The organism is Bacteroides caccae (genome assembly GCF_002222615.2).
Taxonomy (GTDB): domain Bacteria; phylum Bacteroidota; class Bacteroidia; order Bacteroidales; family Bacteroidaceae; genus Bacteroides; species Bacteroides caccae.
Map to the genome: position 1 here is coordinate 4,478,333 of NZ_CP022412.2, position 15,806 is coordinate 4,494,138.

Consider the following 15,806-nt stretch of genomic DNA (forward strand, 5'->3'; position numbering starts at 1 on the left):
ATTATTTCTCACTGACCGCATGAAGATAAAAAAAAGTCTATCATAAGAAAAAAGTGATTGCCTCTATTATAAAAGACAATCACTTCGTTAACGTTCTAATCTAGATATATCAACTACAATTATTCTTCATCCATAAGAATTTCCAGAATTTGACAGGCAGCTTTCGCTACCGGAGTACCCGGACCGAAAATAGCGGCCACACCTGCCTTATACAAGAAGTCATAATCCTGTGCAGGGATAACGCCACCGGCAATCACTACAATGTCTTCACGTCCCAGTTTCTTCAACTCTTCGATAATCTGCGGAACCAATGTCTTGTGTCCGGCAGCCAGTGAAGAAACACCTACTACATGAACATCGTTTTCTACCGCTTCGCGAGCTGCTTCCGCAGGAGTCTGGAACAGAGGTCCCATATCCACGTCGAAACCACAGTCCGCATAACCTGTTGCTACCACTTTAGCACCACGGTCGTGACCGTCCTGTCCCATTTTGGCAACCATAATACGAGGTTGACGCCCCTCTTTCTTCGCAAACTTCTCAGCCAGTTCACAAGCACGCTTGAAGTCGCTGTCGTTTTTACTTTCTGATGAATACACGCCTGATATAGTTCTAATTATTGCTTTATAACGTCCTACTATCTGTTCGCAAGCAAATGAGATTTCACCCAATGTCGCACGAACACGAGCCGCTTCCACAGCCAGTTCCAGCAAGTTACCCTTACCGGTCTTCACACATTCGGTAATTGCAGCCAATGCCTTGTCCACTTCAGCCTGGTTGCGTCCTTCTTTCAAACGTTTCAGATTTTCAATCTGTTCAAGACGAACGGCAGTATTATCAATTTCAAGAATATCAATCGGAGCTTCTTTATCCAAACGGTACTTGTTCACACCCACAATAGTCTGCTGACCACTGTCGATACGAGCCTGTGTACGTGCGGCAGCTTCTTCGATACGCATCTTCGGAATGCCGGTTTCGATAGCTTTCGCCATACCACCCAGTTTTTCGATTTCCTGAATGTGCTCCCAAGCCTTATGAGCCAATTCGTTCGTCAAAGACTCTACATAATAAGAACCGCCCCACGGGTCAACATTCTTACAAATGTAAGTTTCTTCCTGAATATAAATCTGAGTATTACGTGCAATACGTGCGGAGAAATCTGTCGGAAGAGCGATAGCCTCATCCAATGCATTGGTATGCAGAGACTGAGTATGTCCCAAAGCGGCAGCCATAGCTTCGATACAAGTACGTCCCACGTTGTTGAACGGGTCTTGTTCGGTCAGTGACCAACCGGAAGTCTGTGAGTGAGTACGCAATGCCAGTGATTTCGGGTTCTTCGGATTGAACTGTTTCACAATCTTCGCCCACAACATACGTGCGGCACGCATCTTGGCAATTTCCATAAAGTGGTTTGTACCGATTGCCCAGAAGAAAGACAGACGCGGAGCAAACGCATCAATGTCGATGCCTGCGGCAGTTCCGGCACGAAGATATTCCAAACCGTCAGCCAATGTATAAGCCAACTCGATATCCGCCGTAGCACCTGCTTCCTGCATGTGGTAACCGGAGATAGAGATAGAATTGAATTTCGGCATCTTCTGTGAAGTATATTCGAAGATATCGGAAATAATCTTCATAGAGAATGCAGGCGGATAAATATAGGTGTTACGCACCATAAACTCTTTCAGAATATCGTTTTGGATTGTACCTGCCATTTCTTCCAGTTTGGCACCTTGTTCCAGTCCGGCATTGATATAGAATGCCATAATAGGAAGTACCGCACCGTTCATTGTCATAGACACGGACATCTTGTTCAAAGGAATGCCATCGAACAGGACTTTCATGTTCTCTAAGGAACAGATAGACACACCTGCCTTACCTACGTCGCCCACAACACGTTCGTGGTCGGGGTCATAACCGCGGTGAGTAGCCAAGTCGAATGCTACCGACAGACCTTTCTGACCGGAAGCCAGGTTACGGCGATAGAAAGCATTTGATTCTTCAGCAGTGGAGAATCCGGCATACTGGCGGATAGTCCAAGGACGAAGCGTGTACATTACTGAATACGGACCACGCAGATAGGGCGGAAGTCCGGCAGCATAGCCGAGGTGTTCCATTCCTTCGAGGTCTTCTTTTGTATAAACAGGCTTCACTTCAATGTGTTCCGGCGTTTTCCAGTCAGCGGAGATACCGTTAGCCTTTTGCCATTCAGCACCGTTAGCAGGCTGAAATGCGGCATATATATCTAAGTTTTTAAAATCTTTTCTCATCTTACTTCAATAGTTTGGCGTTAAACTCTTTCAAGGTATCCAGTACGTTGACACGGACATGGATGAAGTTTTCGATACCCGCTGCTTTCAGTTCGTCCATACAAGCAGGAGCACCGGCAACGATAAACATAGCGCGGCCGTCCAATGCCTTGAATGCAGGAATTGCATATTCCGCATATTCATCATCACTTGAACAGATTACGACAATATCAGCTTTGGCAGCCATAGCTGCTTCTACTCCGGCTTCTACCGTTTCAAATCCGAGATTATCAACCACTTCATAACCGGCACAAGCCAGGAAGTTGCAAGAGTACTGCGCACGTGCCTGACGCATAGCCAGATTACCGATAGTCAGCATGAATGCTTTCGGACGTTTGCCGGATGCTTCCGTTTCGAGACGCAATGCTTCAAACTCGCTGGCAGCACGGTCGAATACCAATGTATCCACGTCTTTCTCACAAGTATGGTCTTTTCCACCACAGCAGCATTTTGCTTCAACCGGTTGCTTATCTCCGGCCTTTTCATTGAAGTTCGGGAATTGGTTAGTACCCAGCAATACTTCACGACGTTGGGCCACCGCTTTATGACGGGCTTTATTACTTTCGTTGACAGCAGCCTGAACAGTCCCCGCCTTCAATGCTACATAGAAACCACCGGCTTCTTCTACAGACAGGAACAAGTTCCATGCTTGCTGTGCAATAGAAATTGTCAGGTTTTCAATATAATAAGAGCCGGCAGCTGGGTCAATTACTTTATCGAAATGAGATTCTTCCTTCAGCAACAGTTGTTGATTGCGTGCCAGACGTTCGGAGAATTCATCCGGAGTCTCGTATGTCTTGTCAAACGGAGTCACTGTCATAGAATCCACACCACCTAATGCAGCGCTCATCGCTTCAGTCTGTGTACGGAGCAGGTTCACGTGTGCATCAAACAAAGTCAGATTGAAAGTGGAAGTTTCGGCATGAACCGCCATTTTTGCCGCGCAACGACATTCACCGTTAGCACCTTTGTTATCACAGTCGCGCAAACATTCCGGATTGTAAGAAGCTACAATATTCGCCCACAACAGACGTGCTGCACGGAATTTAGCAATTTCAAGGAAATAGTTGGAACTGATACCGAAGTTGAATTTGATTTTTTTAGCCACTATAGCAGCAGGAACACCGGCATCGGTCAGTTGGCTCATGTATTCATTACCCCAAGCCAGTGCATACCCCAATTCCTGAGAAATATAAGCTCCGGCATTGTTCAGCGATAATGCGTTCACATTCAGTACGCGGTAGAAAGGAAGCGGTTGGATAGCTTCAATCAGTGCTTTAGCAGTTTGCACCATATCACCCTTTTCCTTGCCGCGGGTCAGCATTTTGTTGAAGAAATCATAGTTGATAGAGCCTTTCAGCTTCTTCACGTCATAATCCTTCTTCCGGAAATAAGCTACCAGCAGATTAGCCAGTTCAACAACGTGTCCCTGACAAGTAGAGAAGTTCAGTTCAACACACTCAGCTTGAATACCATTCAACAGAGTCTCAAGATATTCCGCATTGAGTTCTTTTGCCTTTACATGGAAAGAAAGTGAATCGACACCTTTGTTCAGGATATCCAGTGCTTTCTCATTGGCCTCTTTAGGACATTCCACTTTGATTTCCTGACGTACCAGCCATTCATTGTTGTCCTTCTTGGTTCCTCTTAAATAAGGGAATTCTCCGGGAAGTGCGTCTGTCGTCTTCAACCCTTCCAGGTCCTCCATCCGGTAGAAAGGTTTCACTTTGAATCCTTCGTTCGTCTTCCAAACGAGCTTCTTCTCAAAATCAGCACCTTTCAAGTCGGCTGTAACCTTCTCCATCCATTGTTCGGTGGAGACAGGAGAAAAGTCTGAGAAGAGTTTTTCTTTTTTGTCTGCCATAGTTTATCTAAAATTAAAACAAGAATTAATATTGTCTCTATTTTTATCTGTCTCTTTCCAAATGTCTGTTGTTCGACTTGCAAATATAATTAATAAGTTCAAACGAAACTTCTTTTTATAGAAAATTCGCACACCTCCACTTTGTATAGAATCTGTATGGAAATTCTTCTTTCCCGCAATTTTTAGTTCTTCTTTTATTTGATTAGCTCCAATGTTATGACTAATTTTGCACCCGTTTTTAGAAAAGACATTATAAAAACTACTAAATTATGGATTGGTTACAAAGTTTATTGTGGGACCCCAGTTCCGTGGCACACATCGTGTTCCTCTACGCATTCGTAGTGGCAGCCGGCGTGTATCTCGGTAAGATAAAGATATTCGGTGTATCTTTGGGCGTCACATTTGTTTTGTTTGCCGGCATCCTAATGGGACATTTCGGCTTCACGGCCGATACACACATCCTACATTTCATCCGTGAGTTCGGATTGATTTTGTTCGTATTCTGTATCGGTCTTCAGGTGGGGCCGTCTTTCTTCTCTTCTTTCAAAAAGGGGGGAATGACATTGAACCTGTTGGCTGTAGGCATCGTAGTGTTAAATATTGCTGTTGCATTGGGGCTCTATTACCTTTGGAACGGTCGTGTTGAATTGCCGATGATGGTAGGTATTCTCTACGGAGCTGTGACGAACACTCCGGGACTTGGTGCTGCCAACGAAGCACTGAACCAGTTGAGCTACAACGGCCCGCAGATCGCATTGGGTTATGCCTGTGCTTATCCGCTCGGCGTAGTAGGTATTATCGGTTCTATCATCGCTATCCGCTACATCTTCCGTGTCAATATGGCAAAAGAAGAAGAAAGCCTGAAAATGCAGAGCGGAGATGCACACCATAAGCCGCATATGTTGAGCCTTGAGGTACGCAACGAGTCTATCAGTGGAAAGACACTGATTGAGATTAAAGAATTTCTAGGACGTCAGTTCGTTTGCTCCCGCATTCGTCACGAAGGACACGTAAGCATTCCGAACCATGAGACTATTTTCAATGTAGGCGACCAGCTATTTATCGTCTGCTCTGAAGAAGATGCACCCGCCATTACCGTATTCATCGGTAAGGAAGTAGATATAGACTGGGAGAAACAAGATCTCCCAATGGTATCCCGCCGTATCCTGGTCACCAAACCGGAAATCAACGGAAAGACGCTGGGTTCTATGCACTTCCGTAGTATGTACGATGTTAATGTAACCCGTGTCAATCGTTCCGGTATGGACTTGTTTGCTGATCCCAACCTGATACTGCAAGTAGGCGACCGTGTTATGGTAGTAGGCCAGCAGGATGCAGTAGAGCGTGTAGCAGGTGTCTTAGGTAATCAATTGAAGCGCTTGGATACTCCGAATATCGTAACTATTTTCGTAGGTATTTTCCTGGGTATCCTTTTGGGTAGTCTTCCTATCGCATTCCCCGGTATGCCGACACCATTGAAACTTGGTCTGGCAGGTGGTCCGCTGGTAGTTGCAATCCTTATCGGACGCTTCGGTCATAAACTCCACCTGGTGACTTATACCACCATGAGCGCCAACCTGATGCTTCGTGAAATCGGTATTGTGCTGTTCCTTGCCAGTGTGGGTATAGATGCCGGCGCCAACTTCGTACAAACGGTTGTCGAGGGTGATGGATTACTTTATGTAGGTTGTGGTTTCTTAATTACCGTCATTCCGTTACTCATTATCGGTGCTATCGCCAGACTATATTATAAAGTAAACTACTTTACCCTCATGGGATTGATTGCCGGTAGTAATACCGACCCTCCCGCATTGGCGTACGCCAATCAGACAACATCCGGAGATGCTCCGGCAGTAGGTTACTCTACTGTTTATCCATTATCTATGTTCCTCCGCATTCTGACGGGACAAATGATATTACTGGCAATGATGTAAATCAAGCTTAGCTTATATAAATGATAAAGCCGGCCAACTCCATAAGAGGAATAGCCGGCTTTATTTTATTTACTACCCAGTCAGTTTCTCCGAATCAAAACCTTAATTGTAACTTCTTAGCCACAAATTCTTCTACAAACCGTACCGTTTCTTCAATCCCTAAAGAAGACGAATCAATACACAGATGATAAGTAGCTGCCGCTCCCCATGTCTTATAACTATAATAATTATAATATTCCGAACGTCTTTTATCGGCTTTCTCTATCATCTCTTCTGCCACTTCTTCATTCACATTATGAATCCGGCAAAGACGTATGATACGGTCTTCTTTGGAAGCCGAGATAAAAACATTGGCACAACGGGGATGTTCCCTTAAAATATAGTCAGCACAGCGCCCTACAAACACACAGGATTTTTCTGCCGCCAAACGACGGATAACGTCACTCTGTACCTTGAACAGTGCATCATTACTCAAACAATTGTTACAAGGCATGGCTCCCTCACTGATAAAGGGGAAACGCATACCAAATAATCCGCCGATAATTCCCTGCGAAGCTTTCTCGTCCGCCTTCTCAAAAAACTCTTTGCATAATCCGCTCTCCTCAGATGCCAGATTAATCAGTTCTTTATCGTAAAAGTCAATGCCCAGACGAGCAGCCAGTTTCTCTCCTATTTCTTTTCCGCCGCTACCTAGTTGGCGACCGATATTAATGACATAATTACCGTTCATAGTAAACTTAATTTTATGGTTGTGTAGCAAACATACGACTTTTTTCTAAAACTCACATCATCAAACGAAAGTTATATTTAAAAGTGACGATGAAATATCCCTTTATTTCCTGCGTACGATACTCATAAAAGCCATCAGAAGTAGCCATACGCCCATAACTTTTTTTCTTTCCCAGAATATCCGCCCAATAAGCCGACAATTCCGCTTCCTTCTTCTTCAGGAAACGCCATGTAGCACCGGCATTCCACAATATTTCATCATCTTCCCCTTTCTGAATATTCGTTCCGCTACGAAGATTATACGTAGCATCTGTGCGCAACTGCAACCCGAAAGGAAAATCAACATAACCATTCAGACCGAAATTATAATAACGCGTATAGGTATCATTATCGTTCAAAGAATTAAGCGAGTATTGGTAATTCCAGGAAGTAGATAAGTCAATGCCTCCCCAAGAAGGTTGATAAGACGCCTGTGCCTCACAATTCAATCCGGTATCACGGGTTGTACTCTTTTCCGGCTGTAAGCTTTTATCTTCATTAATCATACCTACACGGTTACTATGATTACCGGACATATCCAATCTTAAAGAGAAATGTCCAAAACGTTTCCACCAGCTAGCCCCTGCGGACAAATTCCAATTACCGTTTATATTGACCGGATACGTTTCGCGTCCACCGGTCTGCACGTCATATATCATGACTTGTGTAACACTGTTTTGCTCCACCTGTCCGCCTAGGTTTGCAGATATACCTTTAGGTGAGTTCTGAAAATTCAGACGTATATTATGACTAAACATCTGCTTCAAGTCAGGATTTCCACGGGTGATATACAGCGGATTGCTATTATCCGTCAACGGCATCAAATCCGACAAAGAAGGCTGCCGGGTATTACCGTTATAATTCAGGCTGACACGCATCTCTTTCTTCCGCCAACTCATCCATATCATAGGTTGGAAATCAATCATATTCATGGCAGTATCCGCATAAAGTTTCCCTACTTTCCGGTCAATGGTACGCCTTTGCGGCGTAACCCCCAGTGATGCGTTAAACATCCATGTGTCATCCGAATAGTTGACTCCTACATTCAGGTCGTGCCCATTACTGCGGCTGTGGCTACGGTTGCTCAAACTATCTACATACCCCGCCTCGTAACCGGAAGGTAACTCACCGTAAATATCCGAACTCGCCAGGGAAGACAATTCATAAGTATCGCGGTTACTCCGTTCATACCGGGTACTCCAGTTATATGCCACCCGCAGACGTACCTTCTTTCCGACAGGTTGAGTAAACGAAAGTCCCACCCGCCAGGAATTATTGCGCTGGGGTGACTTCAAATACTGGTTACGATAAAGTACCGAGTCATTCCCATTCTTATCCTTCAAGCGAAAATAGGTAGTCTCGGAAAGAGAGAAACTTTCATTATTTCCCCACGAATCGGAATTCTGAATATTCAGTCCCAGAGTTGTTCCTTTTTCGTTCAGGCGTCTCATCACTCCCATTGCCCAATGGTAGCGGTGGGATTCATTTTCCGACCGTGACCGATTCTCACTACGGTTCACCTTTATATCCCGGGGAACAGACTCAAAATCACTGAACAAGTTCTCATGGTTTACGCCGGGAGGAGCGTCAAAAGAAGCACTCTGACTGTTACTTTCATTTTGATTAGGAGTATACCCGAAATTTCCACTGAAGTTGACACGCGTGCTTTTATCTACTTTCCACTCTCCCAACAAGCTGGAATTGACCGACCGCCCTTTAGAGTTTCCTTCGTTGGCAGAGGCCGAATATTGGTTGCCACCAGTCAAATACTGCTCCTGATACATAGAAGATATATTCCCGTTCCTGTTAAGATTATAATTCACATGGCCATTCAAAGAAAACTTTCCACCAAATTTATGTGCCATATTCAATCCCAGCGAATTATTGATATTATCTTTGTATGTACTGTTCTGATATCTATTAGTAGAACGGGCTATAAAAGACAGGTTTTCCCCATTCTTACGGAAATAATTCACTTGTGCCTCCAGATCCTTCTTCTTATTATTGCCATACCCTACCGTCGCATTTGTCAGCCAAGTCTTATTCAGTTCATCCTTGGTTTGCAAGTCAAGCACATATTTCTTTTCTCCCGAACTGATTCCCGTAAATTCTTCCTCTTTTGATTTCTTGTCGTACACCTTTAACTTGCTAATCAAGTTTGCCGGCAGATTCTCAAGCGCGGTCTTTTTATCTCCTGAAAAGAAAGACTCCCCATTTACATTAATTTCGCTGATAGGCTGACCGTTGTAAGTCAATGAATGGTCTTTTTTGTTATACACCAGTCCGGGAATACGTTTCACCAAGTCTTCCAGATAAGCTCCTTCGGGAGTTTTGTAGGCAGAAGCATTGATAACAGTCGTATCTCCTTCCATAACCACTTCCCTCAATTTTCCGGTCACTACCACCTCATCAATCTGAAGGTCATCATCCTTCAGTACGATAGTGCCCGCATTTATAGATACGGAATCTCCCAATGCACGGTAGAAAGACTGCATTCCCATAAATGAAACCTTCAACAGATATTCTTTCTTTTTCTGTGGCTGATAAGTTAGAGTAAATCGACCGTTTTTGTCACTTGCCGTACCTTTTACAAAAGCAGAGTCCATCTTTTCCAAGACGACAATACTGGCAGAAGGCAAAGATTGTTTCCTTTCACTTCCGGTTTCCAGCATTTGTACCCTTCCCCTGACAGTCCTCACCTGTTGCGCATACACTGTTGTATGCATACAAAATAACAGTAAAAGTAATCCGCCCAGTCTGCAAATTTTCATGTCAATAGCAGTATAAGTCTATATTTTAGTTTGAGTCTTAGTAAACAATGTAAAATTAAGGAGTTTCTTTAGAAAGCTTACTATTTTATTCATTTTATTAAAACAAATTACATTCCAATCACACAAGGTCACAATATAAACTAACAAAAAGACTTCCTCCACATATAAAAATATACTCTTTGAGAAGAATATCCTTTTTATAGAGGAAGAAGTCTCCCTATCAACAAAAACTATCAATTAGAAACTCATGATCACTTAAAATTCTCCGTAAAGAAAACTCCTGCCGGAAAACTATTCTTATTTTTTATATCAAACTGTAAAGCCGGTGTTTTATTGAAATCAAAAATAGCAATATCATTGGTTTTATAATCTGCATATCCTTTCAGAGTGGCAAAATAAACTTCCCCACTCACCGGATCAACTCCCAAACTGTTATAATAAATCCCTGCATCCTCCACATACTCTTTTATATCAGCAACTTCTTCCGTCTCATTCTGAGAAAAAACATGTCGGTATAGCTTAAAGCCGGCATTACTGAAATAGATAATATCATCTTTAGCAGAAAAAGCAGGGGCAACTCCCCACCCGGCACCAATACTGACATTCAAAGTATGAGAATCAATAGTCTTATAATCAACCGGACTGACTTTTATAATACTCGCAGGCTTTGTACATGAAACCCACAAATTTCCATCATATGTTTTAGCAACACCGGATAAAGCGCTTTCAAAAGAAATAATATGTATAACAGTCCCGTTTTGAATAACAAAAAGTTGCTTATTGCCCATCACAAAAGCTTTGTCTCCAACCACAGCCATACGATTTTTCAAAGCGCCTTTCGTCCCCTCAACAAAAGTCAGAACTTCGGTGGAAGTATCCAGCATATAAACTCCATTATTATCACGAATATAAAGATTCTCTCCGACTACAGCCAAATTGGACGGCCAGGACAAAGTAGTATTATCATAAACCTTTTCTTTCTCCAAACTAGTAGCATTCGCAATAGTCAGCAGCCCTTCACCACCATTTTTGGCTCCATTTTGAGAAAGTATATACATCTTATTATCACTGATAAACAGGTCTTGACAGACATTACCAAGCAAAGTTTGATTTACCCGATAATATGCACTATCTACCGCTATGCCTTTTGAATCCACAAAAGTCAAAGTTCCGGTTTCATTCCCCATATTTCCTTCATTCAAAATAAAGGCACCTTTGCCAAACCGCCCTTCCACCTTGGCTGTCATAGTCGTTTGAAGGTTTTCTCCCTTATCATCCGATACCGCCAGTCCTATAACATACTCTCCAGTCTTAGGCTGTGAAAACTTATATGTTGAAGCGGTTGAAACTTCCTTTCCGTCTACTGTCCACAAATATCTCATCGCCCCAGACAGATTTTCAATCCGGGCATCCAGATACAATGTATCTAACTGCGCAATCACATTACTTTCCGATTCACTCCCGATCCATACAGATGAGTTCAAATTTTCCTCCTCATCACATGCTGTAAAAACCAGCCCCAAGGCAACAACTGCCAATACAAAATACCTTTTCATTTCAAATTCTTATTATCAATTATTTCTTAACTTATTTGCGGGTATCGATATCAACTCCTAAAACATGCAAATCCTCAACCCCTGATATCTCAGTGGAACATTCACCTAACCAACCATTTTCCTGATTGACACCGGTATATATCTTTATGAAATCAATTCCCGGCAAATGTACCTTCTGACCTTTTGAATTTACTGCCCAATCTATATCAATAGCAGACTCATCTTTAGTGTTCACCTCATTATCAGCATAACCATAACGGAATTTATACAAAACAAAATAATTACCTTGTCCACTTTCATCAACAGCATTTTGAGGTAAACAAGTCCCTTTAAATGTTATCTTATCTTCTTTTATCCATTCCGGAAAATAACACTGATTATGAAATGTATTTTTCACTTTATATCCCGAATTTCCCCGGTTATCTTCCCACCGGATATATTTCTCTCTTTCTTCCGAAGTTTCCGGTTCTTTTTCCGGACGATAATAAGTGATTTCATAGTTTCGATAAGTCTCCACATCATTTCCCGCAGCTACAGCCTTGTCATACCATAATTCCAGTGCAGCGTCTTCATGAGCACTACCGGCAATCTCATACCATTCGTCCTCATCCGGCATACCATTCTGATTTTTATCATAAGCTACCATGATCACTCCCGGCTCACAACTTCCTCCCTCCGGTGCATCAGAGTCCGGATTGGCCGCAGAATAAAAAGCATTGCCAAGTACCCGGAAATCGCGTTTTCCGGTAACATTAGTTATTGTATGGTCAAAACCTACTACGACATATCCTCCGAACCCTCCTAAAGAAATCATCCCCTTTTTATTGTTACCGATAGCTGCCAATACTTTTTCGTTCATAACCTCTTGTGTGTCTCCTTCGTCATATGCCGGCAACGCATTAGTAAATTGTCCCACGGCCGGAACAAAATCAAGAACTTTAGTGATATAAGCCGTTGCTCCTTCAGGAGCCGGTTCGATATTATCAAAAGTTACTGTGACCGTAAAAAGATAATCATAATGATTCTCACCTTGTGACGCACGTAAAATCAGTTCGTATTCTCCTACCTCCTCAAACATATACTCCAAATCTTTTGTCCGGGCAATTTCACTGCCGTCCAGCAACCATAAATAAGAGATCCCTTCATCCGACTCACTTTCAACCCGTACCTTCAACAGTTGATCAACAACAACCGCAAAGCCACCCTCCGGTTGCGACACACGGATGTCTTCCTTTTTCAGTAGGTAAGGCTCCGAAGCATCTTCTCCATCATTACATCCTGTGAATACAGTTCCTACAAACAAAGAAACTGCAATGACTAATGCTAGTCTTAAAATTTTCCTGTCCATTTTTATTCATTATTAGTTATTGAAATGTTTTCGTTGTAAAAGCAAAATGAGCCGGTATATCCCCCGCCCTGACTTTCCATCTTTTCTTTCCTTCAGGACTGAAACAGTAGAGATAACCGGGTACAACATAACTTTTTGCATCCGTTACAAATATTTCTTTGGTCTCGGGATTTACAGCTATCCCATACGGAATTGTTATTTCTGTTTCAGTTCCATCAGTAATAAAATTGCGGGATACTATTTTATTTTGTTTCACGTCATAGAGGGCGTAAGTAATAGTATTACTTTCCGTCACATAACTCCATTCTACACTTGTCATGTAAATCGAATCTCCACTCAAACACATTTCACTGGCAGCAATTCCCAAATTTCCTGTCACACGATCTGTCTGAGTATCTATAATAAAAACATCCGATCCCGTTCCATAATAATCTCCTCTCGAACTCACATATATACGGCCGTATCTATCCAGTTTCATACGGTGAAGATTTATAGCTACATCAATTGTTTTAATAACTTGAAAAGTCTTCAAGTCAATCACCGATACCGTCCGGTCATAGTCCGGAAAACGATAACCGCCGGAATTGGCAACATAAAGTTTTCCATCTTTTATTACCATTTCTTCCGGTTGATAGCCGACTACCACTTCACGGGTTACAGCCAAACTTGTCGTATCCACTTCAACCACTTTTCCCGGACGCGCATTGGGATCTATTCCGACAGGGCCTGCATAAGAACTTACATAAGCCTTTCCATCATTAAAAGTGATATACCGGCAATTTGTCACATTTATTTGCCCCAGATGTTGTGCCGTTTCCACATCCATCACCTCTATAAAATTCGAGCAATTGATTACGGCATACAGCTTATCTCCATAAATCTGCAAATCATTTCCAACATCCCCCAGTTCTTTCACTACGGACGGATTCCGCTCGGCATAAATATTACGATGATACTTACCGGTAGTGCTGTCATAAAAATCAAGCGTACACTTATTACTTCCCATATTTCCTTCATTGAGAAGATACATTCCTTTAATACTGACGCCCCCTAAAGGATCCTTGCCAACATCTATCTCGTCAGAAGGTAGAACCGGAAGCTCGCCCCGACAAGCCAGCAAACAACAGCCTGTTAATATACCAAGCAAGACACGCGAAAGAATATTATTCACAATCATATCGTTAAGTTTAAAATGAATTTAAAGTTAGTTCCGGGCATCGGATAAGACCTCACCACCTCATATTGTTGATTAAAAATATTGTTTACTTCCAAGGTCAACTTGAAATCATACTTTCTCCAACTGAATTTCTTTGCCAAAGAAAAATCACTTGTATACCAAGGAAGACGATAATTCTCCGGAGTATTGGCCGAAACGTCATAGCGCTCTCCCGTATATATAAAGCTATAATTCAATTCCCATGATTTATATCCGGCATTTAATATAGCCGAGCCACTATGCCAGGGAATATACGATATTTGTCCCCCATACGTATCTTTATCCGACTTATCAGTAAAATCCTGTGCTTTCTGATACGTATATGATAACCGGCTGTCAAATACCCAATCGTTACCAAACTTCCAAAGTCCTTGCAAAACGACATCCACTCCTTTTATTTTAACAAGTCCCATATTAATCATTGTCCAACGAAAGAAATTATTGGTAGGAGTAGCTATTATTTTATTTTCCACCTCATTATAATACGCATCCAATTGCACATTCAGTGCTTGCAGCCAGGTTCCGGAAGATAATTTCTGATAAGTGAATCCTACGTTATACTGATTAGTATACTCAGGTTTCAGCTTTATATTCCCTATAAATGTATAATACAAATCGTTCAAAGTCGGCATACGAAATATCCGTTTGTAAAAAGCACGCAGACTTAAATCAATATTCTTGAAAGGTTTATAGGAAGTGATAACGGTAGGAGTAAATTCCATTTTATTCCCGGCCGAAGTAGTATCTGAAGCAACGTTCTCATTTACAAAAGTTCCCAAGACACTGGCCTGCAACTTAAAACGCTCAAAATGTAAAGAGGTAGCTGCCGCTACCAGCGCCGTATTTCTCCGGGGATAAGGAAAATCTGTCAAATTAGCGTTCAGCTTATTCCATTGGTAGTCCGCTGAAATATTTATATCCCAAAAAGGAAAAAGAGTAACCCTGTTAGCCATTGACAAGTAAACTTCCTGTTGGCGATATGTATTATTTACATACATGGTAGCCTCCTCCTTTTGGGGATCTGCCAGATAATGCAGATAATCATACGCGTATTTGGCATTCAACAACAGACTGTACACATCACCGAAATCTTTTTTGAAAGAAGATTGGAAAAAGAAATTTGTATCCCATTGGCGATCCTCATGTGAGAAACGATTCCGCACAACAGCACCGGGATATCCACGTTCTGAATTATAAAAATAAGCTTTCGTACGCCAGTAACCACTTTTGATCTTGCCATATAAGCCGCCCTCAGCACGCAATGCATTGACATCCCCATTACGGCGTACTGCCGTAGTATCATATCCTCCATCCACCGCATAAGTAAATTTATACTTTCCGGTTGTATACATATATTCAGTACTAAGTGACGCACTCACATTCTCACTCAGTTTCTGTTCCCAAAGCAAAGAAGGATTGACAACTCCGAAAGAGCCCGTCTTAAAAGTCGCTTTCACATGATAAGCCCTATCCTCCCGAAAAACGGGTGTTCTCGACTGGAGATAAATAGAACCTGCAGAACCAAAATCTTTCGCCGGTTGGAAAATGGCACTTTTCTGACCATTATATAAAGTGACAGCTTCCATATTATCCAAAGAGAAACGTCCCAAATCAATCACTCCATTCTGCGCATTACCCAGTTCAATACCGTCATAAAACACTCCCACATGATTCGTTCCCATACTTCGGATATTAACGGTCTTCAACCCGCCTATTCCACCATAATCTTTTATTTGTACTCCGGAAAAATAACGTATAGCGTCCGCTACCGAATGTGCAGCCAGTTTCTCCAACTTATCCCCTGATAAAGATTGCACCGGAATTACCTCCTTATTAATTCTGGCAGTAACCACTACTTCATTAAGATGATGCAAACTGTCCAGTTTGCTTTGTGCTGACGACAATAAAGCCATACTCAAAAAGCATCCTATCCCCAATACCCTAAAATAAATCTGCCCGAACATAATCCTCCTGTTTATTAATTAAAATAATAAACTTTCATAGGGTTACAGTGAGGATGCAATTTTCCATACACTCAAACAT

9 protein-coding genes are annotated in these 15,806 nt (G+C 42.2%); 1 reads left to right on the plus strand and 8 read right to left on the minus strand.

Features of this window, described 5'->3' with window-relative positions:
• Positions 1 to 119 precede the first annotated feature (119 nt).
• Positions 120 to 2,267: a methylmalonyl-CoA mutase gene (gene scpA / locus CGC64_RS18325; protein ID WP_005678836.1), complete on the minus strand. Its 2,148-nt coding sequence runs from the start codon at positions 2,265 to 2,267 to the stop codon at positions 120 to 122.
• Between the two features lies 1 nt (position 2,268).
• A complete protein-coding gene (gene mutA / locus CGC64_RS18330; protein WP_005678835.1) occupies positions 2,269 to 4,170 on the minus strand; it encodes a methylmalonyl-CoA mutase small subunit in 1,902 nt (633 codons plus the stop codon).
• Positions 4,171 to 4,439: 269 nt separating this feature from the next.
• Between mutA and CGC64_RS18335 the strand changes: the two genes are divergently transcribed.
• The gene (locus CGC64_RS18335; protein ID WP_005678834.1) at positions 4,440 to 6,104 is read left to right on the plus strand and encodes a putative transporter; all 1,665 of its coding nucleotides are present in this window, start codon (positions 4,440 to 4,442) and stop codon (positions 6,102 to 6,104) included.
• 94 nt (positions 6,105 to 6,198) lie between these two features.
• Here the strand turns inward: CGC64_RS18335 and CGC64_RS18340 are convergent, their stop codons facing one another.
• The 6 genes from CGC64_RS18340 to CGC64_RS18365 form a co-directional block, all read right to left on the minus strand.
• A complete protein-coding gene (locus tag CGC64_RS18340; RefSeq protein WP_005678833.1) occupies positions 6,199 to 6,834 on the minus strand; it encodes a cytidylate kinase-like family protein in 636 nt (211 codons plus the stop codon).
• A gap of 52 nt (positions 6,835 to 6,886) precedes the next feature.
• Positions 6,887 to 9,643, minus strand: a complete 2,757-nt coding sequence (locus CGC64_RS18345; RefSeq protein ID WP_032855415.1) for an outer membrane beta-barrel protein — start codon at positions 9,641 to 9,643, stop codon at positions 6,887 to 6,889.
• 251 nt (positions 9,644 to 9,894) lie between these two features.
• Positions 9,895 to 11,199, minus strand: coding sequence for a DUF5074 domain-containing protein (locus CGC64_RS18350; protein ID WP_005678831.1), 1,305 nt, complete (start codon positions 11,197 to 11,199; stop codon positions 9,895 to 9,897).
• 31 nt (positions 11,200 to 11,230) lie between these two features.
• A complete protein-coding gene (locus CGC64_RS18355) occupies positions 11,231 to 12,547 on the minus strand; it encodes a PKD-like domain-containing protein (protein WP_005678830.1) in 1,317 nt (438 codons plus the stop codon).
• A 16-nt stretch (positions 12,548 to 12,563) separates the two neighbouring features.
• Positions 12,564 to 13,724, minus strand: coding sequence for a YncE family protein (locus CGC64_RS18360; protein ID WP_005678829.1), 1,161 nt, complete (start codon positions 13,722 to 13,724; stop codon positions 12,564 to 12,566).
• A complete protein-coding gene (locus CGC64_RS18365) occupies positions 13,721 to 15,727 on the minus strand; it encodes a TonB-dependent receptor plug domain-containing protein (protein ID WP_005678828.1) in 2,007 nt (668 codons plus the stop codon). The genes CGC64_RS18360 and CGC64_RS18365 overlap by 4 nt, the downstream gene beginning before the upstream one ends.
• Positions 15,728 to 15,806: the final 79 nt, after the last annotated feature.